This window comes from Myxococcales bacterium (assembly GCA_016706225.1).
GTDB lineage: Bacteria > Myxococcota_A > Polyangia > Polyangiales > Polyangiaceae > JADJKB01.
Genome location: JADJKB010000022.1, coordinates 171,275 through 190,742 on the forward strand (window position 1 = coordinate 171,275; position 19,468 = coordinate 190,742).

At 67.8% G+C, this 19,468-nt stretch carries 16 protein-coding genes; 9 read left to right on the forward strand and 7 right to left on the reverse strand.

Translation table 11 applies throughout. The features are described from left to right. Positions 1–84: 84 nt before the first annotated feature. On the forward strand, positions 85–2,031 hold the full coding sequence (locus IPI67_31855; GenBank protein MBK7584771.1) for a serine/threonine protein kinase: 1,947 nt from the start codon (positions 85–87) through the stop codon (positions 2,029–2,031). A gap of 55 nt (positions 2,032–2,086) precedes the next feature. Here IPI67_31855 and ppk2 read toward each other — a convergent pair whose 3' ends face one another. Beyond that, a complete protein-coding gene (ppk2, locus tag IPI67_31860) occupies positions 2,087–3,061 on the reverse strand; it encodes a polyphosphate kinase 2 (GenBank protein ID MBK7584772.1) in 975 nt (324 codons plus the stop codon). Between the two features lie 101 nt (positions 3,062–3,162). Here ppk2 and IPI67_31865 point away from each other — a divergent pair, with 101 nt between their 5' ends. The 4 genes from IPI67_31865 to IPI67_31880 all read left to right on the forward strand — a co-directional run bounded on the left by IPI67_31865 (position 3,163) and on the right by IPI67_31880 (position 8,801). Beyond that, positions 3,163–3,603 (forward strand): hypothetical protein, encoded by a 441-nt coding sequence (locus IPI67_31865; GenBank protein MBK7584773.1) that lies wholly within the window; start codon positions 3,163–3,165, stop codon positions 3,601–3,603. Positions 3,604–3,673: 70 nt separating this feature from the next. After that, entirely contained in the window at positions 3,674–4,444 is a 771-nt protein-coding gene (locus IPI67_31870) for a GNAT family N-acetyltransferase (GenBank protein ID MBK7584774.1), read from the forward strand. A gap of 172 nt (positions 4,445–4,616) precedes the next feature. After that, complete coding sequence (locus IPI67_31875; protein MBK7584775.1) at positions 4,617–6,500, forward strand: hypothetical protein; 1,884 nt, start codon at positions 4,617–4,619, stop codon at positions 6,498–6,500. Positions 6,501–6,557: 57 nt separating this feature from the next. After that, positions 6,558–8,801 carry a molybdopterin-dependent oxidoreductase gene (locus IPI67_31880; GenBank protein MBK7584776.1) on the forward strand — a complete coding sequence of 748 codons (2,244 nt, stop codon included), beginning with the start codon at positions 6,558–6,560 and terminating at the stop codon, positions 8,799–8,801. A gap of 30 nt (positions 8,802–8,831) precedes the next feature. Here the strand turns inward: IPI67_31880 and IPI67_31885 are convergent, their stop codons facing one another. Continuing rightward, the gene (locus IPI67_31885; GenBank protein ID MBK7584777.1) at positions 8,832–9,239 is read right to left on the reverse strand and encodes a hypothetical protein; all 408 of its coding nucleotides are present in this window, start codon (positions 9,237–9,239) and stop codon (positions 8,832–8,834) included. A gap of 55 nt (positions 9,240–9,294) precedes the next feature. On the opposite strand from IPI67_31885, the gene IPI67_31890 reads away from it, so the two are divergent. Further along, entirely contained in the window at positions 9,295–9,978 is a 684-nt protein-coding gene (locus IPI67_31890; protein ID MBK7584778.1) for a haloacid dehalogenase-like hydrolase, read from the forward strand. Positions 9,979–10,019: 41 nt separating this feature from the next. Here IPI67_31890 and IPI67_31895 read toward each other — a convergent pair whose 3' ends face one another. The 3 genes from IPI67_31895 to IPI67_31905 all read right to left on the reverse strand — a co-directional run bounded on the left by IPI67_31895 (position 10,020) and on the right by IPI67_31905 (position 12,726). After that, positions 10,020–10,754: a hypothetical protein gene (locus IPI67_31895; GenBank protein MBK7584779.1), complete on the reverse strand. Its 735-nt coding sequence runs from the start codon at positions 10,752–10,754 to the stop codon at positions 10,020–10,022. A 110-nt stretch (positions 10,755–10,864) separates the two neighbouring features. Continuing rightward, positions 10,865–11,713, reverse strand: coding sequence for a flippase-like domain-containing protein (locus IPI67_31900; GenBank protein ID MBK7584780.1), 849 nt, complete (start codon positions 11,711–11,713; stop codon positions 10,865–10,867). Further along, the gene (locus tag IPI67_31905) at positions 11,710–12,726 is read right to left on the reverse strand and encodes a radical SAM protein (protein MBK7584781.1); all 1,017 of its coding nucleotides are present in this window, start codon (positions 12,724–12,726) and stop codon (positions 11,710–11,712) included. Before IPI67_31905 ends, IPI67_31900 begins: the two co-directional genes overlap by 4 nt. 200 nt (positions 12,727–12,926) lie before the next feature. Between IPI67_31905 and IPI67_31910 the strand changes: the two genes are divergently transcribed. The 3 genes from IPI67_31910 to IPI67_31920 are packed head-to-tail and all read left to right on the forward strand — an operon-like array spanning position 12,927 to position 16,414. Continuing rightward, entirely contained in the window at positions 12,927–13,649 is a 723-nt protein-coding gene (locus IPI67_31910; protein MBK7584782.1) for a hypothetical protein, read from the forward strand. A 15-nt stretch (positions 13,650–13,664) separates the two neighbouring features. After that, positions 13,665–15,419: a B12-binding domain-containing radical SAM protein gene (locus IPI67_31915; GenBank protein ID MBK7584783.1), complete on the forward strand. Its 1,755-nt coding sequence runs from the start codon at positions 13,665–13,667 to the stop codon at positions 15,417–15,419. Then, a complete protein-coding gene (locus IPI67_31920; GenBank protein MBK7584784.1) occupies positions 15,416–16,414 on the forward strand; it encodes a radical SAM protein in 999 nt (332 codons plus the stop codon). The genes IPI67_31915 and IPI67_31920 overlap by 4 nt, the downstream gene beginning before the upstream one ends. 687 nt (positions 16,415–17,101) lie before the next feature. Here the strand turns inward: IPI67_31920 and IPI67_31925 are convergent. Together IPI67_31925 and nuoH are read right to left on the reverse strand one after the other, a co-directional pair. After that, positions 17,102–18,304 carry a 4Fe-4S binding protein gene (locus IPI67_31925; protein MBK7584785.1) on the reverse strand — a complete coding sequence of 401 codons (1,203 nt, stop codon included), beginning with the start codon at positions 18,302–18,304 and terminating at the stop codon, positions 17,102–17,104. Then, positions 18,304–19,236: an NADH-quinone oxidoreductase subunit NuoH gene (gene nuoH, locus IPI67_31930; GenBank protein ID MBK7584786.1), complete on the reverse strand. Its 933-nt coding sequence runs from the start codon at positions 19,234–19,236 to the stop codon at positions 18,304–18,306. The genes IPI67_31925 and nuoH overlap by 1 nt, the downstream gene beginning before the upstream one ends. Positions 19,237–19,468 lie beyond the last annotated feature (232 nt).

Here is a 19,468-nt window from a genome sequence, read left to right on the forward strand (position 1 = left end):
CGAGTACAGGCCAGATCGTGTGAGGTTTTCGGGTTCGGCAGCCAACGCTCCCGCTTCGTACTGTCGTCACGTTAGAGTGCGCGGATGGGCCCCGACGCTCCCGACCTGGAGGAACGCGTCTCGCGTCGACTGACGACACTGGGGCTGGCCGTGACGGAGATGAACGTGGCGATCGGCGCCACGCTTCGGCCGGACACGGTCGCTACTCTCACGCTGAAGAACTCGCCTGAAGCTAGCAGGCAGCCTACCGCCGAGCTGCCCACGATTTCAGTCGACGCGCGCGAGCCAGCGCTAGGAAGCGCAGCAGACAGAACCCACACGCCTGACCTCTCCATCCTCTCCACGCTGGGCGAAGGCGGGATGGGGCGAGTGCACCTCGCGCGGCAGCGATCCCTGGAGCGGGACGTCGCGGTGAAGACCCTGAAAGAGGCCGCTCCTGCCCATGCCGCCGCGGCGCTTCTGTCCGAGGCGCGGCTCATGGGTTCGCTCGAACACCCGGGAGTCATCCCGGTGCACGCCCTGGGCGTGAGCGCCGAGGGCCGCCCGCTGTTGGTGATGAAGCGTGTTGACGGCGTGGACTTCGGCCAGCTGCTCGACGACGACGCTCACCCGCTCTGGAGCACACGCTCCGAGACCAGCTCGGGACGCCTGGTCGCGAAATTGGAAGTTCTGATCCGCGTGTGTGAGACCCTCGAGTTTGCACACCGTCGCGGCGTACTCCACCGAGACATCAAGCCCGAGAACGTGATGATCGGCGAGTTCGGGGAGGTGTACCTGCTCGATTGGGGCATCGCGATGGCGCTCGGCGACTCCGCGGCGGAGACGTCGCGCAACGTGCTCGTCGGCACGCCTGCCTACATGGCTCCCGAGATGGCTCTCGGCGGCCCCGTCGATGCGCGCACTGACGTCTACCTGCTCGGTGCGACCCTCCACCAGATCCTGACGCTCAGCTACCGACACGACGGGCGATCACTGGCGGAGGTGCTGGTCAAAGCCGCGCTGTCCGAGCCAGTTTCCTACGCTGCCTCCATCCCGGAGGCGCTCGCGGATCTCGCGAACCGCGCCACGGCACCCGACCCTGCGACCCGTCCGCCCAGTGCCCTGGCATTCCGCCAGGAAATCACCGCGTACCTCGGAGTACGCAGTGCAGCCGCGCTGTGTGACGCAGCCGAAGCTCGCCTCTCCGTGTTGCGCCGAGCGCTGGCAGACGCGCCGGACGGCGCGCCACCCGCCGATCTCGCGGCCGCATACCGCGCCGGCAACGAGGCGCGCTTCGGCTTCACTCAGTGCCTGGCGGATCGCTCCGACCATGCGCCCGCCCGCGCCGGGCTGGATGATTGCCTCGGCGCTCTCGCCGAGCTCGAGCTGCGACAAGGCCATGCCGACGCTGCAGCGGCGCTGCTCGACGAGCTCGCCGAACCGCCGCCGGCGCTGCTCGCGCGTGTGTCGGCGATCCGAGACGACGCCAAGACCGCGCGCCGAGAGACCGAGCGCCTGCGTGCTCTGGCGCACGACCTGGACCCTGGAGTGGCAGCGCGCCCCCGCTCGGCTGCGCTGGTTCTGCTCGGCGCGCTCGTCGGAATGATCGCGTTATTCACCATGGTCGTCGGCGGCGGTCCCAAGACGTTCAGTCTCGAACGCCTGATTGAGGTGAACCTCGCGATTGCCTTCGTCGCGCTGATCGTCCTGTGGGGTTCCCGGCGCTTCATCCTCGGCACCAGCTTCAACCGACGTATGGTCGGTTTGCTCGCGGTCGCGATCGCCGGGTCCCTGCTCAACCGCGTGGGTGCACTGGGCACGGAGATGACCGTGGCGGAGGTCGTGTTCCGCGACACGCTACTGTTTGCTGCAGTCCTCTCCGCAGCCGCGATCACCATGCTGTCGTCCCTGTGGTTCTGCGTCGGATTGCTGGCTGTGACACTCGCCGCCATGCACTTCGATCCCGGTCACGCGATCTTGTACTTTGGCGCGAGCTCGGTGACGGCAGTGTTTCTGATTTCGTACCTCTTGTGGCGCCGCCGCGCGGCGTGACCGAGTGAGGTCACGCCGCCTGCATGCTCGTGCGGCAATCGCCGAGTGAGTGCCCTCACCCGCCGGTATATTGGTCGGGCACGAACGTCTGATCCGAGATGGGCGGACGGACGTAACCGAGCTCCCTGGAGATCGAATCCGTCAGGTGGTGGCGCGGCTTGAGCTTGGGCGGCGCTGGCGTCAGGTCTTCGTACGGAATGCGGGACAGGAGGTGGCGAATACAATTGAGGCGAGCCCGCTTCTTGTCGTCGGCATCCACAACGAACCACGGCGCTTGTTTGATGTCCGTGAAGGCGAACATCTCGTCCTTGGCCTTGGAGTACTCGACCCACATCTCCCTGGACGCGAGATCCATCGGGGAGAGCTTCCAGCGTTTGGTGGTGTCCTTGAGCCGGCTCTGAAAGCGCCGCTCCTGCTCCTCCGGGTGCACCGAGAACCAGTACTTGATCAGGATGATGCCCGAGCGGATGAGCATGCGCTCGAACTCCGGGCACGAGCGCAGGAACTCCCGGTACTCTTCCTCGGTGCAGAAGCCCATCACGCGCTCGACTCCCGCGCGGTTGTACCAACTGCGATCGAGCAGGACCATTTCGCCGGCCGCCGGCAGGTGCGCCACGTAACGCTGGAAGTACCACTGAGTCTTCTCGCGCTCGGTCGGAGCGGGGAGGGCAACGACGTGACAGACCCGCGGGTTCAGGGACTCCGTGATGCGTTTGATTGCTCCGCCCTTCCCCGCCGCGTCGCGCCCTTCGAAGACGACGACGACTCTCAGCTTCCTCGCCTTCACCCACTCTTGCAGCTTGACCAGCTCGATCTGGAGCTTGGCCAGCTCCGCTTCGTAGAACTTGGTCGTGATCTTCTTGGGTTTGCTCGCGTTGGGTTCGGGGCGGGCTTTCGTCTTCGTCTTGAGCTTCCTCTTGGGCTCCGCCTTGGGCTCCGTCTTGGGCTCCGTCTTGGGCTCCGTCTTGGCGCCCTTGGCCGCCGAGCTGCCCTTCGCTCGACGCTTCGCGCCTGTCGTCGTCTTGGCCATCGGTCTCCCTCCGTTCGAATCCGAGCCGCGCGAGCGTAGCGCCTTGAATGCGACTTGGGGTGCGAAACGCAGGAGCGAATCGAGTCTGCTATGCTTTTTTCATGAAGCGCGCATTGGGATTGGTTTTCGGGCTCGCGGCCTTCGGGGCGGTTGCGTGTGGATCGAGCGGGTCCGGAGACACGGGGAGCGGTGGCAGCTCGGGTGCCGGTGGGACGGGGGCCAGCTCCGGCGCCGGCGGCGGCGCAGCCGATGCGCAGAGCGACGCTCCGCCACCGGGTGAAGGTTGTGCGAAGGCCGGCGGCACCTGCGGATGTGCCGGGGGCTGCGGTCCCGGTTTTCACTCGGCGCCGGGGCCACTGCTCTACGACTGTCCCCAGCCCTGCGACACCTGCGGGGCCTGCTCCCAGGAGTGTTGTTTGCCAGACGTCGCCGACGCAGGCAGTGATGGCGGCTGCGAAGGCAGCTTCTCGTGCCTGTGCGGAACCGCGGTGTGTGTCGACGGTGGCTGGGAGTGCCAGGGCAGCTGCGCGGACGCGGGCTGAACGATTCGGAAGGGGTCTTGGCCCATCTGCGCCATTGCCCCGAAGCGACATAACCGCGACCATGTAGCTCATGGACGACAGCGAACTTTTGCGCAGGATCCATGAATGTTTGCTGGCGGAGATCGAGTTCTGGGGCAAGGGCTCAGCAACGGGAAGCGTCTTTCGCGCGCCAGGCGTGGTTGCCGCCGTCACTCCCGCCACGCCCGATCGCTCCATCTTCAACAGCGTCGCTCCCGACGATCTCGGATCCCTCGAAGCTTGTTACGACCTGCTCGTGCGCAGCTATCGCGAGGCTGGGGTGCGCGCTTTCACCGTGTGGGTCCCACCAGCCAACTCCGCGCTCGAGCGGTTCCTCGAAGCGCGCGGACACGTGCTCGATGGACGTCCCGCAGCCATGGCCGCCCCAATGAGTGAGATCGAAATCCCGGAGCCCGGCGATCTCGAATGGGAAGAGACGCGAGACATCAGCATCGTCGCCCGCCTCAACGATGCGGCCTACGGGTTTCCACCGCCGGCGTTCGAAGCCGCCGTCACCCGTTGGCCCCATTCCCCCGGTTGGTACGGCTACCTCGGGCGGCGAGAGGGCAGAGCCGTCTCCTGCGTGCTCGCGTACGAGAGCGCCGATGGCGACTGCAGCATCTCCGGCGTCGCATCACTACCGGACGCGAGAGGGCGAGGCATCGCGGGCCGGCTGATGGGACGTGCGCTCGCGAGGGCGCGCGAGCGCGGGGCGACCAGCACGAGCCTGCAGGCCAGCCCCAAAGGCAAGTCCGTCTACGCCAAGCTCGGGTATCGAGATCTCGGCGGGATGAGCCTGTGGGAGCACCGCACGCCCGCATGACGATGCGTCGCCTGGTGTGACCGCGCGCAGCGGGCGCACTGCGAGAGCCGCGCCGTGGCGAACCAGCGGTCGTTCCAGTGCCGCCACAGCTTTGCGTCAGTGGCGGCAAATTGCGGGATTTTTGTGTAGGTCTCAGGGATCCAGAGCCCCCACCCCAGCGTACAATTCGGTCATGCGACCCCACTCTCGTCTGGCGCTTTGGATCCTGACCCTCTTCGCCTGCGTTGCGCTCTTTGCCTGCGGCGACCATCGAGGTGACGGCGCGACCCTTCCGGCGTCGCCGTCAGCACGTCCCGCCGATCGGGTGATCGCAACCATCCTGATGACCAACGATCAGCTCACGCTGATCGGATTGCGACCGGCGACCGGCAACGAGCTGCCGGAACCCCAAGCAGTCGCGCCGGTCCTGGGCTGGCAGTACGAAGACAGCTCCGGGAAGATCGTAGAGAGCGGTACCGTCACCGTGCCAGTGGTCACCCTCGCGGAGTTTGATGAGAACGGCAAACCGGCACCGGTGACCACGGTTGCCGGCGCGGCCACGCTCGAGGTGCAGATCCCGAACGTCGATGGCACCTTCGTGCTGTTTGACCCGGCGGCAACCGGCGGAACGACTCAGAAGTCCTGGGGGGGCCTGCTCAAGAAGCTGAAACTGTATATCAAGAAGTTGATTGGGAAGTTCAAGCTCGACAACGGCTCGGGCAATGGAGGCAGCGGTGGGAGCGTGGCCTCGGGCGGAACGAGCGCGGGCGGCGCGAGCGCAGGCGGCGCTTCAACAGGCGGCGCGAGCGCAGGCGGTGCAAGCGTGGGCGGCGCGAGCGCAGGTGGTGCTTCCACCGGCGGCGCATCCACCGGCGGTGCAGGCCCTGGTGGCCCAGGGCAAGGCCCGGCCGCCGAGAGCGGCCCCACCGTGCAGATGGCCAAACCCAAGACGGAGTGCGTCGGCATGACCATCCTGGTGGTCGCCGAGGGCTACACCAAGGCCGAAGAGACCAAGTTTCAGGCCGACGCCGAGCAGATCATCGGCGCCATCAGCACCCACTCGGGGTACCAGGAGCACTGGAGCGACGTCGCCGTATACCGCAAGTTCTTCGTCTCGAACGACTCGGGGATCTCGGACCCGGCCGCGTCCATCACCCGCGACACGGCCTTCCGCTTCCAGCACGACGCCGTCGTCCACCGCTCGATCGGTCCAGCCGAGGACGTGCCGGCCGCGAACGTGGCGGCGGTTGCTGCCGCCAAGGGCGAGGTCAACGCCGACGCGGTGCTCTACATCGCCAACATCAACGAGTGGGCGGGTGCTGCGCGCCCGTGGTCGCGCGAAGGTTACGTAGCGGCGCACCCGCAGGCCGGCCTCATCATGTCGCACGAGCTGGCCCACGCCCTGTTCGATCTCGCCGACGAGTACTCCGACGGCACCTGCAATCCGGCGAACTCCTTTCAGGGCCCGAACGTCGCGCTGAGCCTCGAGGCCTTGCCTTGGACCAGCCTGCTGACCCCCGGCGTCGCCCTGCCCACCACGGGCGGCGGCGCCGACACGGTCGGAGCCTACGAGGGCGCGCTCTATTGCACCACGGGCGCCTACCGCCCGCAGGACACCTGCAAGATGCGCGATGCTTCGGTCGGCTTCTGCAAGGTTTGCCTTGCGCAGATCGAGTCACGCTTCCAGCTGCGCACGGCGGCCTGCCACCAAGGAACCTGTGAGCACAGCGCGTGCACCACCGGCAGCGCGCTGACGAAGGGTTGCGACTCGTGCACGGCCTCGGTGTGCGATGCAATGCCGGAATGCTGCAGCACGGAGAAGGGCAAGGGCTGGACTGAAGCCTGTGTGCAGCTCGCCAAGGACACGGCCGGGCCTTGCCGGGGAGTGTGTTACGACGGCAAATCGAGCTGCTCGCACACCGAGTGCACTGACGGCGCCTCCCTGACATCGAGCTGCAGCACCTGCGCCGACGCGGTGTGCAAGAAGGACGCCTTCTGCTGCTCGAACAAGTGGGACGCAATCTGCGCCAACGAGGCAGAACGCGACCCGTACTGTTCGTGCAAGACCAGTCAGTGATCTCGTCCCGTCGAGCGCTTGGTTGTCAGCCGGGCGCAGTTTAGCGATGCTCTCGGCATGGCGCGAGACGACTGGAAACCGACGGCGTGCATTCTCTGCGAGTGTAACTGCGGCATCGAGGTCGAGCTCGGAGGCGAGGGTGGTCGGCATCTGGTGCGGCTGCGCGGGGATCGACGTCACCCTGTCTCGCGGGGCTACGCCTGCGAAAAAGCCCACCGCCTCGACTACTACCAGCACGCACGCGACCGACTGATGACGCCGCTTCGGCGGCGCGCCGACGGTGAGTTCGAGGCCATCGACTGGGACACCGCGATCCGCGAGGTCGCGGAGCGATTGGGGCGGGTGCGTGACCAGCACGGCGGGGACTCGATCTTTTATTACGGCGGCGGCGGCCAGGCGAACCACCTGCCCGGCGCCTACGCGACCGCGACCCGGGCAGCCCTCGGTTCGCGTTATCGCTCGAACGCCCTGGCGCAGGAGAAGACCGGCGAGATCTGGGTCAGCCACCGCATGCTCGGCGCCGCGACCCGCGCCGACTTCGAGCACGCGGACGTGGCGCTGTTCCTCGGAAAGAACCCCTGGCACTCCCACTCGATTCCGCGGGCGCGCATCACCCTCAAAGAGCTGTCGAGGGATCCGGCTCGCTCGCTGATCGTGATCGATCCGCGGCGGACCGAGACCGCCGAGCTCGCCGACATCCACCTGCAGGTCCGCCCTGGCACCGATGCCTGGCTGCTCTCGGCCATGCTCGGGATCCTATCGTCCGAGGACCTGCTGGACCGAGCGTTCCTGGCGAAGCACGCGCTGGGGCTCGAGACACTGCTGGCGGCCCTCGGCGCGATCGACGTAGCCGGATGCTGCGCCCGCGCCGGCGTCGATGAGGAGCTGGTACGCCGCGCGACCCACGCGATCGCCAGCGCCCGCGCCTTCTCCAGCTTCGAGGATCTCGGCGTGCAGATGAACAAGAACTCGACGCTCGTGAGCTACCTCCACCGACTGCTCATCGTGCTGACCGGGAACCTGGGAAAACCCGGGACACATTTCATCCCCACCCCGCTGGTGCCGTTCATCAGCGGCGACTCAGGCCGCAAGAGCCCGGTGGTCGGCGCCCCGATCATCAGCGGCCTGGTACCGTGCAACGTGATCGCCGAAGAGATCCTCACCGACCACGAGCGGCGTTACCGCGCGATGATCGTCGAGGCCGCGAACCCGGCTCACTCACTCGCCGACTCACAGCGCATACGCGAGGCCCTCGGCGCGCTCGACACCCTCGTGGTCATCGACGTGGCGCTGACGGAGACCGCGAGGCTCGCGGACTACGTTTTGCCCGCGGCAACGCAGTACGAAAAGGCCGAGGCCTCCTTCTTCAACTTCGAGTTCCCGGAGAACTGCTTTCAGCTGCGCCCGCGGCTCTTCCCGCCGCCCTCGGGCCCGCTGCCAGAGGCCGAGATCCACGCGCGCCTGGTCGAGGCCCTCGGGCAGCTCACCGACGCCGACCTCGAGCCGCTTCGCGCCGCGGCAAAACGAGGCCGCACGGCGTATGCCGAGGCGCTGCTCGGGAACGTGATGAGCGACCGCCGCCTCGCGGGTCAGATCGCGGTGCTGCTCTATCGCACGCTCGAGCTACCGGAAGAGTCCCACGAGGGCGCGGTGTTGTTCGGGTTGGCGCTGCGACTGGTCATGCAGCACGGCGCGTCCGTGTCCCGCGCGGGATTCACCGGCACGCCGGCGGAGATGGCCGAGGCGGTGTTCTCGGCCATCTTGGCTCAGCCATCCGGGGTCGTGTTCGCCGTCGATGAGTGGAGCGACGTGCTCGGACGCATCAAGACCGAGAGCGGCAAGATCGAGCTCGTGCTGCCGGACCTGCTCGAAGAGCTCGCTAAGGTGCTCGCGACTCCGGCCGACGCACTCGATGCGAGCTTTCCATTCGTGCTCTCCGCCGGAGAGCGGCGATCGTTCACGGCGAACACCATCCTTCGAGATCCGGCCTGGCGGAACAAAGACGCCGACGGTTCGCTGCGCGTGAGCCGAACCGACGCGGAAGCGCTCGGTGTGACGAGCGGTGATCGGTTGCGCGTCACCACTCGTCGCGGATCGGCGGTCGTGCCGGTCGAGGTCACGAGCAGCCTGCAAGCCGGCCACATCTCGCTGCCGAACGGGCTCGGCCTCAACTACCCGACGGACAGCGGGGACAGCGTGACGGGGGTCGCGCCGAACGAGTTGACGGCGCTCGACGAGCGCGATGCCTTTGTGGGCACACCCTGGCACAAACACGTGCCGGCGCGACTCGAACGGGTGTGAGCGCAGCGTCGGCGCGTGGCGGCGTCCCGTTCACTCGAGCGCTCGAGTCGGGTGCTCGGGTGGACGCGCGTTGCGCCGCAAGAAACCAAGCCCAATCGCCACCACCGCGAGCAAGAGCGGCAGGCTACCCACACCGAGCCCAAGGTTGGTGCACTGGGCCGCCTCTTGGTAGCCAACCTTTCGAATTCGTTCGACCACGTCGGGGCTGACCGCGCCGCTGTCGACGACCTCGTCCACCTTCTTTTTCCCCAACAATGTACCGCCGACCCCTGTCCCGGGTACCGAGCACGAGACCGCCAGCGCCACCACACCGAGAATGAGCCCCGCGCGCGGACGCACGATGGCGACCGCAATGGCGGTGAGTCCGAGCAACACGGCAACCACTCCAAGGGCCAGCACGACGAAGGCCGGCCAGCCGCACTCTCGGAACATCTCCATCTGGTTTCACCCGTTGCCACGAGCCGCGGCCGTGACGTGAGGCTATCATGCACCTGTGCCCCGCCCCACGATTCTCCTGTTCGACATCGATGGCACACTGGTCACGACCGGCGGTGCGGGTCGGCGCGCTATGGAGCGTGCGTTCGAGCGGATCACCGGGCGTCGCGATGCGACGGAGTTTCCGTTCGCCGGCATGACGGATCGGGCCATCGTGCGAACCGGACTGCGACACGTCCGTCACGCCGATGACGACCTGAACATGGCTCGCCTGCTCGCGGCGTACATCGAGCTCTTGTCACAAGAGGTCGCGAACGCACAGGAGTACGGTATGTATCCAGGTGTAGAGGCCGCGCTCGACGCCGCCTCGGCCGCGGCGAGCTTTGCCGTCGGACTCGGCACGGGCAACGTGCGCGACGGCGCCCGGATCAAGCTCGGACGCGTCGCACTCTTTTCGCGCTTCGGCTTCGGCGGTTTTGGCTGCGACCACGAAGACCGCGCGGAGTTGGTCGGGACTGGCGCTCGGCGCGGGGCAGAGCAGCTCGGTGTGCCGCTGGCCGAGTGCCGCGTCGTGGTCATCGGTGACACCGTGCGCGACGTGGACGCCGCGCTCGCGAACGACGCCGAGTGTCTCGCGCTGGGCACCGGCGGCGAAGATCTATCGAAGCTCGAGGCGCGGGGCGCGACGGCGGTGTTTCGTGATTTGGCCGCGCCCGGTGCGCTCGAGATGTTGCTCGCCTGACGACAACCGCGCGACGCCCAGCGAACCAGTTGACCGCGCTGCTACTTGCAGGCCGTTCCGACTTCCCAGCTCGATGGCCCGCCGTCGGGGTTGTAGCTGCACTTCATCACGGTCCAGCCGCTGCCACTGGCGGTCTTGCAAGGGTAACCGCAATTTTCCCAGACGCCGCCAAAGCCCCCGGCGTAACACGTTGCACCGGCCAAAGGCGCGGTCTCCGGGCAGGGCGACGGCGGGTTCGTGCCTTGAGGGATCGACCAGCCTCCGGTGCCGCAGTACAGCTCCGTCTTCGGACACGAGTCGTAGGGTTTGGTCGGGTCGCAGGACTTCGCGTTGATCGCCCAGGCCTGGTACGTCGCGCCTTGGCACACGTACGTGAAGGTCTGTTTGCCGCTCTGACAGGCGATGTCGTACTTGCAGGTCGTGCCCTGAGCACAGGTTGCGAATGCGGACGGCGGGTCCGGCGGGCAACCGACGTTCCCACCGCTGCCTCCGGCGCCGGCGCTGCCACCGACTGCGCCGCTGCCACCGGCGCCAGCACCGCCGCCTGTTGCGCCGTAACCCCCGACACCCGCGCTGCCGCCGGTTGCGCCGTACCCGCCGGTTGCGCCGCTGCCCCCCGTTGCGTTGCCCCCGGTTGCGCCGCTGCCTCCGGTAGAAACGCTGCCGCCGCTACCTGTGCTTTGCGAGTCGGTCTCGCCACCGCATGCGAGCGGCACTCCCGCGAGTGTTGCGGTGACCACGAACGGGACCCGAAATCGGCGCTGTTTTGCACGCATTCCTAGCAAGATAGCGGGCTCTCTCGACTTGACCAAGGTCATCGACAAACCCCCGCGCTTTCTGGGGGCCCCGCCTCGACGCAAGCGCGGAGCTGCGCCTCGGGTACAGGTCAACGCGAGAGCGCACGCTCCACGAAGCGCGGCGCGAACACCAGCCCCACGAGCCCCGGCAGCACTTGCTCGAGCAAGCTGAAGGCGAGCGCTGCGCCAAACAAGGTCTCCGCCGGCGCGACTCCGGACATCAGGACCACGACCAACGTCTCGCGCACTCCGAGGCCCATCAGCGCAACCGGCAGCTTGGCGCCCAGCAAACACAGCGGGAAAAAGAGCAGGGTCGCTCCGAGCGGTGCCGACGAACCCAGCGCCCACAGACATAGGGCAAACACCACGAGCTGACCGGCCGCCATGCTCGTCGACCAGACGAAGGTCGACGCGATCGCCACGCCACGCGCGCCGCCGCGCCGCGCCCAGCTCAGCGCCCATGCCAGAATGAGCAGCACTCCGAGCGCATACCAGGACGAGTGCATCAGCGCGGCACCGACACCAGTCAGAACGAGCAGCGACGCGACCTTCGCGACGAGCAGCGTGAACTCGGCTGCTAGCGCGGCCTTGGCGTCTACTCCGTGTTCGCGCTTCAGGAAGAGCGCGCGTGCGGGCTTGCCGACCACCAAGCTCAAGCCCGCGTGCAGCGCGAGGTGCCCGAGGGTCGCGGACAACGCGGTGCGAAGCGGGACGCGAACGCCGTGGGCGGCGAGTGCGCTCCGGAGAGCCAGAGCCGACAGCGGCAGGTTGATGGCGAGGGCCACCAGCATCGCGAGGCCGAGGGGTAGCGCCTGTGCGTGGCCGAACGCCGCGACGATACGGCCAGCATCCAGCCTGCGGAGCAGGGTGAAGAACAGCCCCACCGTGACGACGAGCCCGAGCGCAGCGAACCAGCGCTTCCGGACGGAGGTTGTCACCCCGCCATCCTCGCGAGCTCGCCGAAGCGCCGGGTCGCGAGGTTCCACCAGGCGCTCGGCCGGAGAGCAAATAAGAGGTTCTTCTCGATGTTGTGCGCGCACTGGCAGACGTGGCCGCTGCAGTCGATGCGGGGCATGCGACGAAAGGCCTCGCCCACACCAACGTCGAGCACGTTGGGCGCGGGTTGCGCCTGCGGATCGTTCACGCTGCGGGAGCACGGATACATGCAGCCGTCGACCTCGAGCCGCGCGGTGATGCGTCCGGCGTGGGTGCGCAGGCCATGCTGCTCCGGAAAACCGAGCAGCTCCCTGAGCCCGGCGGGGGAGTTCCAGAGCCAGCGCTGCGCGTCCTTGTCGGCGAGCAGCTCACGCAGCACTGCCCGATAGCGTTCGACCTCCGGGGCCTCGGGGTTCGCTGCGGTCGAGCCGAGCACGTGCGTCGCGCCCGGCTGCAGCACGACGCGAGTATCGAAGCGCGTGGCCAGCCCGAGGAAGTAGGGCAGCTGCTCCAGGTTGTCGCGGAAGAGCGTGACGGAGAGCACCCGCGGTTTGTTCGCGCGTACGAGCGCAGCGAGCCCACCGAGCAAGCGCGCGTGGGAGCCGGCCCCGCGATACCGATCGTGGATCGCCTCGGGACCGTCAATGCTGACCAAGAACGAGTCCGACGCGTCGACGACTCCCGGGCGTTCCATCAAGAGCGCTCCGTTGGTGTTCACGCTGCTCGTCATGCGTCGCCGCCGCACGTGCCGGAGCAGCTCCTCGAGATCCTTGCGCATCAGCGGCTCGCCACCGGTAAAGTGAACCCGCCGGCAGCCGAGCTCGGCCAGCTGATCGATGATGTCGAGCGCCGTCTCGGTCGGCAGCCCTTCCGGGCCACTGTGCCGATCACAGAACGGGCAGCGGGAGTTGCAGCGGTGGGTGATGGCCCAGCCGATGCCGAGGAGCTGCGGGCGATCGAGGAGCGACGCCTGGAGAAACCGCCCCGCGCTCTCGAACGTCCTCCCGAGTCGCATGACCGAATCAGCCTAGCCCGGCGGCCTCTGGGCTTCATTCCCCCCGACCGAGCGCAGCGAGGGCCGGGGGGGAATCGACCGCCGGAGCGGCCGCGAGCGGCGCGCATTGTCGTGGCTTTGGCCCGCCGCGCGCGGCCGCGACGCCGGGCGATGGGGGGCAGCATGTCCCTGTCGTGGCCGCTCGGGTTAGATCTGTCGCCGTGAGCCCGCGCGAGATCCTTCGCCACCCGCTGACGCGCGTGTTCGGGGCGATGCTTGGGTTTTATCTCGGGCTGGTGCTGCTTACGCCCGGGTTGTGGTTGCGACTCGCGGCGAAGGAGGGACCGCTCGAGCACGTCGGGCATGTGGTGGTCGTCGCGGCGCTCGGGCTCTGGTGCGTCGTTGCCGCGCGCGCTGGGGGGCGTGCGAGGGGACTTGCGATCGCTGCCGCGGTTTACCTGACGCTGGTCGTCCTGGAAGAGATCGACTGGGGCGAAGTGTACGGGGTCGATCTAGGTCACAGCCTCGTCGCGCGCCTGACGCACGGCTCACCGAACTTCCACAACGCGCAGCTCTCGCATGGCTCCCTGCTCGGCTGGTCGGTGGTGTGGATGAGCGGCCCGATGATCGTGTTTTTTGCGCTGCCCCTTGCTCCGTTCCAGTCGTGGCGTCGATTTTGGGCAAGCTTCGACCCGGCTGCGTCAACGCTGATCGAGGCGGTCGTGTTCTTCGGCGCGGCTGCGGCGAGCGTCCTGATCGACGGGCTTCCGCTGCTGGAGAGACGCCTCGGATACGTGCCGCGGGCCGGCGCCGGAGATCCGATCGGTGCGCCGCTGGGCCTGTTTCAGATCACGTTCTACGTCGCCTGGTGGCTGGTGGCGTGGCGCGCCCTCCGGGAGATCTCCAAGCGATCGGGCACGGGGACGCCCTCCGGTGTACCCTGAAGCGGCGGTCGCACCTTGAAGCTCGCCCTGATTTATCCTCCGTTTTACGCCAAGTCGTTCAACGAGAACTTGCCGACCGTCGACGACGAGTTCGGTTTGTTCCCGCACATCGGCTTCGGCTGGGCGGCGCGCGGCGCAAAGGCGGCGGGCTGGCAGGTGCGCCTGTGGGACGCGCCAGCCGAGAAGAAGTCGCTCGAACGCGTGCTCAGCGAGGTCGAGGCGTGGGGGCCGGATCTGTTGGGGTTCTCGGCGCACGCCTGCCAGACGATCCGAGATCTGTACGCGTGGTCGGTGCCATTCAAGCAGCGCCTGCGCCTACCCATGCTCGCGGGTGGCTACGAAGCGAAGGTCTACCCACACGAGATCATGCGCGCCGGCGGATTCGACTTCTTGTGCGGCGCCGAGGGGCACGAGTTCTTGCCCGACTTCTTGCCGGCGTTCGAGCGCGGCCGCGGCTACGAGCGGGTTCCCGATCTGTTCTTCGAGAGCGGGGGCGAGCTGAAACACACGCTGCCGGGTCGGCGCACGCGGTTTTCCGAGTACCCAACCCCGGACCGCAGCATCTTCGACAACCGCCTCTACTACTCACACATCTCGCAGCGAAAGAGCTTCACCATCGGCATGAGCGAGGTCGGCTGCCCCTACCCGTGCACGTTCTGCTGCATGCGGCAGAGCGGCTTCGACGCGCGCTCGGCAGAGCAGGTCGTGAACGAGATGGAGGAATGTCTGGCCCTCGGCATTCACGAGATCGACTGGTTCGACCCGCTGATGTTGCACGATCGTCAGCGAGCCCTCGACATCGCACGGGAGGTCAAGCGGCGACGCCTGGACGTGATCTGGTCGTGCCGGTCGCGGGTCGACTCGCTGACCTTTCACAGCTCGAACAAACCGCCGGACACCGAGCTGATCCGGGCGCTCGCCGAGGGCGGCTGTCGGCGCATCTACTTCGGCATCGAGAGTGGCGACGACGACGTGCTGAAGGAGATGATGAAGGGGCAGGCCGCCTCGACCGAGCTGGGTCGATGCCTGGCGGAGGTGCGCGAGGCCGGTATCATGGCGCTCGGGTTCTTCATTCTGGGCGCGCCCGGCGACACACCGGCGAGCGTGAAACGCACGGTCGACCTCTCGCTCTCGTTGCCGCTCGCGTACGCGCAGTATCAGATTGCGGTCATCAAACCGCACACGGAGCTCGAGCGGCGGCACGTGGTCGAGGAGCTCGGCGTCGACTACTGGCGTGAGTACGTGGCGGGACGCATCGCTGAGCACCTGCTGCCGACGCCTTGGACCGAGTTGCCGCGAGCGGAGCTCGAGCGCATGGCCCGCACGGCGTACCTGCGGTTCTATTCGCGACCCGGGTACGCGCTCGGCATGTTGAAGCGGGTGCAGAGTGTCGAGGAGCTGAAGCGGTATGCGCGGGTGGGCCTTCAGCTTGCGCTGAGGCCGCTGCGGCCTGCGGCGATGACCTCGGTCGTGCAGCGTGCTGGGCGGGCGGCGTTAGCGTTTGCCGAGGCGGCGCTCACACTCGCGAGCCCTGGCGCGCGGCACACCGTGTTCGCGCGGGGCGGCGGGCTCGGCGGCGCGCTCGACCTCGCGAGCGAGGAGGCCGCGCGCAAGGCGAGCGATCCGATGTTGACGCGGGAGCGGGTGGCCACGCTGGGGCTATCAGCGCCTGCGGCCGACATCCCCAATCGGTACCGCACGTTCTTCGAGACGCTCACGGAGCGCGCCCCGGCTATTTTGGGCCGCGCGCGGAGGGCGGAAGGCGGATGAAGCTCGCGGACAAGCTCGGGGCCGCCGCCGACATGGCAAAGGTACGCGTGCTCGGCCGGAAGATCCCGGTCGCGGTGCGGATCAACCTGAACAATCGCTGCCACTCGCGCTGTCGGTACTGCTCGTTCTGGTCGACACCGAGCGAGGAGCTCGCCACGGAAGAGTGGTGTCAGGTGATTGCGGAGCTTGCTGCGGCCGGCACCCGGCGACTGTCACTGTCGGGCGGGGAGCCGACCTTGCGCCGGGATCTCGCCGAGATCGTACGGGCGGCGGTCGATCACGGTATCGCCACCGAGCTCAACTCGAGCGGTTATTTGTTCTCCGAGCGGAGGGCGGCGCTCGCACCCCTCGAGCTGGTGAAACTCTCGCTCGACGGCAGCGAGTCGGTGCACGATCGCATCCGGGGTCGCGTCGGTTCGTATCAGGAGCTGCTCGCCGGCATTCAGGTCTTGCGCGAGCTCGGCGTGAAGTTCTCGTTTGCGTTCACGATGACGCGCGAGAACCTGGATGACATCCCGCACGCACTCTCGCTGGCGCGGGAGCACGACACGTTCGTAGCGTTCCAGCCGGTGATGGCGACGGAGCACTCGGCGGAGAAGGTGAAGGAGGAGCTGTTCCCCGACCCGGGCGCCTATCGGCTTGCGGTGGCGCTCTTGGTGCGCGAGAAGCTGCGGGACCCGTCGCGCCTACGCAACAGTCTTGGTGGCCTCCGGCACATTGCGGCCTGGCCGAACATCACGGGCCTGGCGTGTTTCGCGGGCGAGGTTTTCGCGATGGTGGAGGCCAACGGTGACGTGGTGCCGTGTGATCGCATCCAGTACGCGGCAACCATCCCGAACGTCCGGGAGCCCGGCGGGGTCACGCGCGCGCTCGAGCGGCTGCCGGGGTACGAGTGCGCGGGCTGCGGCTTCTGCGGCTCCGTCGAGCTGAACATGCTGATGGCCGGCCGCGTCGACATCCTGCCAACCGTCGCACGGGTGATCGCGAGCCGGTAGCGGTCGGAGCTGGCGGCGGCGTTCCGGGCGGGCGGCGGCGTTCCGGGCTGGCGGCGGCGTTCCGGGCTGGCGGCGGCGTTCCGGGCGGGCGGCGGCGTTCTGCGCTGGCGGCGGCGTTCTGCGCTGGCGGCGGCGTTCCGGGCTGGCGGCGGCGCTCCGGGCGGGCGGCGGCGTTCCGGGCGGGCGGCGGCGCTCTGACCTGACGCGCAGGCGACACGCGGCTTGCCCGGCGCCCGGCCCTCGTGATATTGTCTGCCCTATTCAAGTCATGATTGCCTCGCCGTCGCAACCTCAGCCCACGTCGCCGCGCCCAGCGCGCCGTTTCCGCCACGGCGGAGCCCGCCCGGGTGCGGGTCGGAAGCCGGGAGCCCGCCCTCCGGTGCCGCATCGCGAGCGACCGTCGCACCGCGCCGTGCACCCGCTTCACGTCACGCTGCGCATGCGGGACCACGTCTGGAACCTGCGCAGCAAGCGCGGGCTACGCGCGCTGCGGCGCGCGTTTGCGGGCGGGTGTGAGCGGTTTGGTTTCCGGCTGGTGCACTATTCGCTGCAAGGCAACCATGTGCACCTGCTCGCCGAGGCGCGAGATCGTGCGGCCTTGGCCCGAGGCATGAAAGGGCTCGGCGTACGCATCGCCCGGCGCCTGAACGCCCTGATGGGCTCGAGCGGGCCGGTGTTTCAAGGGCGCTACCACGCACGCGCCCTACGCACTCCGCTCGAAGTGCGCCGCGCACTCTTGTATGTGCTCGCAAACTTCAGGCGCCACCAGGCGCAGGTCGGCAAACACTTGCCGAATGACTGGCTGGATCCGTTCTCGTCAGCGCGTGCTCTGGATGGCTGGAGGGCTGCTCCAGGCTTGCGGCGTGCGCTTGCGGCGGCGTGCGATCCCTGTCCAGAGCTCGCCCCCGGCATCCGCCGGCCACGCACTCCGCTCCTGGCCACGGGGTGGCGGCGCAAGGGCTTGCTGGATCCGTGCGCCGTCCCGGGACCGACCCGCCCGCCATCCGAACCAGCGCGCGCGGTCAGTCGCCCTTGACCGGCGGGTCGGAGGCAGGCTTCGCTTCCGCCGCAGGCTTCGCTTCCGCCGCAGGCTTCGCTTCCGCCGCAGGCTTCGCTTCCGCCGCAGGCTTCGCTTCCGCCGCAGGCTTCGCTTCCGCCGCAGGCTTCGCTTCCGCCGCAGGCTTCGCTTCCGCCGCAGGCTTCGCTTCCGCCCGCTTCGCCGGGGGGGGGGGGGGCAGGCGCGGGCTTCGCTTCCACCGCAGGCGCAGGCTTCGCTTCCGCCGCAGGCTTCGCTTCCGCCGCAGGCTTCGCTTCCGCCGCAGGCTTCGCTTCCACCGCAGGCGCAGGCTTCGCTTCCGCCGCAGGCTTCGCTGCCGTCGCGGCCTTCGGCGGCGGCGGGGGCTGGCCGCGCTTCGGGTCCTGCATCTCCATCAGGTTCGAGGCCTTGCCCCAGGTCAGCGGTTTGCCCGTCTCGTTCTCGTAGAGTTTGGCCATCGTCAGCACGAGGTCCTCCCGCCGGTAGGCGGGGGTCTCGGGTTGACGCGTCATCACGATGGCGTCCGTCGGGCACACTTGCACACACAGCTCACAGTAGATGCAAGCGTTCAGGTCCAGCGTGAAGTCCTTCGCGTAGCCGCGGCGCTTGCCGGTCGTCGGCGACTCGCGCTTCTCGGCAATCACCGTGATCACGAACGACGGACAGATCTTCTCGCACTGCAGACAGCCCACACACGCCTCTTCACCGTCCGGCTCGTGAATCAGCGCGAAGCTGGTGCGGTAACGCTCGGCGCGCTCCCGCTTCTCGACCGGATAGTGAACCGTGACCGGCGGCCGGAACACGTTCTTCAACGTGAGCGTCAGCGCGCGAACACTGTCACCGAGGTAGCCCATCAGCGCGCACCAAACCCGCGATAGTGAACCCAGACCGCCGCGAGCATCACCAGCACCAGGCTCGCCGGCACCAGATACTTCCAGCAAAGACTCATCAGCTGATCGGCGCGGAAGCGCAGGAAGGTCCAGCGAATCCAGAAGACCACGAAGAACAGGCAGAGCGTCTTGGCCACCATCCAGTGCAGCCCCGGCATGAATCCGAATGGGCCCGCCCAGCCGCCGAAGAACAGCGCCGCGCCCACCGCGCTGATGATCAGCGTGTGCAGATACTCCGCCAGGTAAAACAGCCCGAACTTCATGCCGGTGTACTCGGTCGTCACACCAGCAATCAGCTCACTCTCGGCCTCCGGAATGTCGAACGGAATGCGGTTGGCTTCAGCCAGCGACGCCAGAAAGAAGATCCCGAAGGCGATCAGACCCGGGCCCGGCGGCCAGCCGATGATCCACCCGTGCTGCTCCTGATACCGGACGATGTCCGAGATGCTCATCGAGCCGGCCAACGTCACCGGCACGAGTGACGCGAGCACCAGCGGGATCTCGTACGAGACGCCCTGCGCCACCGCACGCATGCCACCGAGCAGCGCGTACTTGTTGTTGCTCGCCCAGCCCGCCATCCAGACCGGAAACACCGTGAGCCCACCCATCGCGAGCACCCACAGCACACCAATGTCGAGATCCGCCGCGATCACGTCGGGGCCAAACGGAATGACCGCCGCCGTGGCGAGCGCAAAGAGCACCGTGAGCGGCGGCGCCAGGTTGAACAGCGGGCGATCCGCCGCCGCGGGGACGATGTCCTCCTTCTGCAGCAGCTTGACCGCGTCGGCGATCGGCTGAAGCAACCCGAACGGCCCCACGATGGTCGGCCCGACCCGGCTCTGCATGCGGCCGGCAAACTTGCGCTCGAACCAGATGCTGTACGCCGTGATCGTCATCAGCACGGTCACGATCACGATGCCGTACACGGCACCATGCACATACGGGTTCTTCAAGAGCTCCACGGACACGGGTCGAATTCTGCCTGCTCGAGGCCGGGCAGCACCTGAGCGTGCGCCGAGCGATGACGCGAGGGAGCGCCATTTAGCAGCAAGGCATGTGGGCCTTCAAGCCAACGCGATTTCCGCCGAACGAGCGCCACTTTGGCCCCGAGTCCCGCCCCGGCGCCGC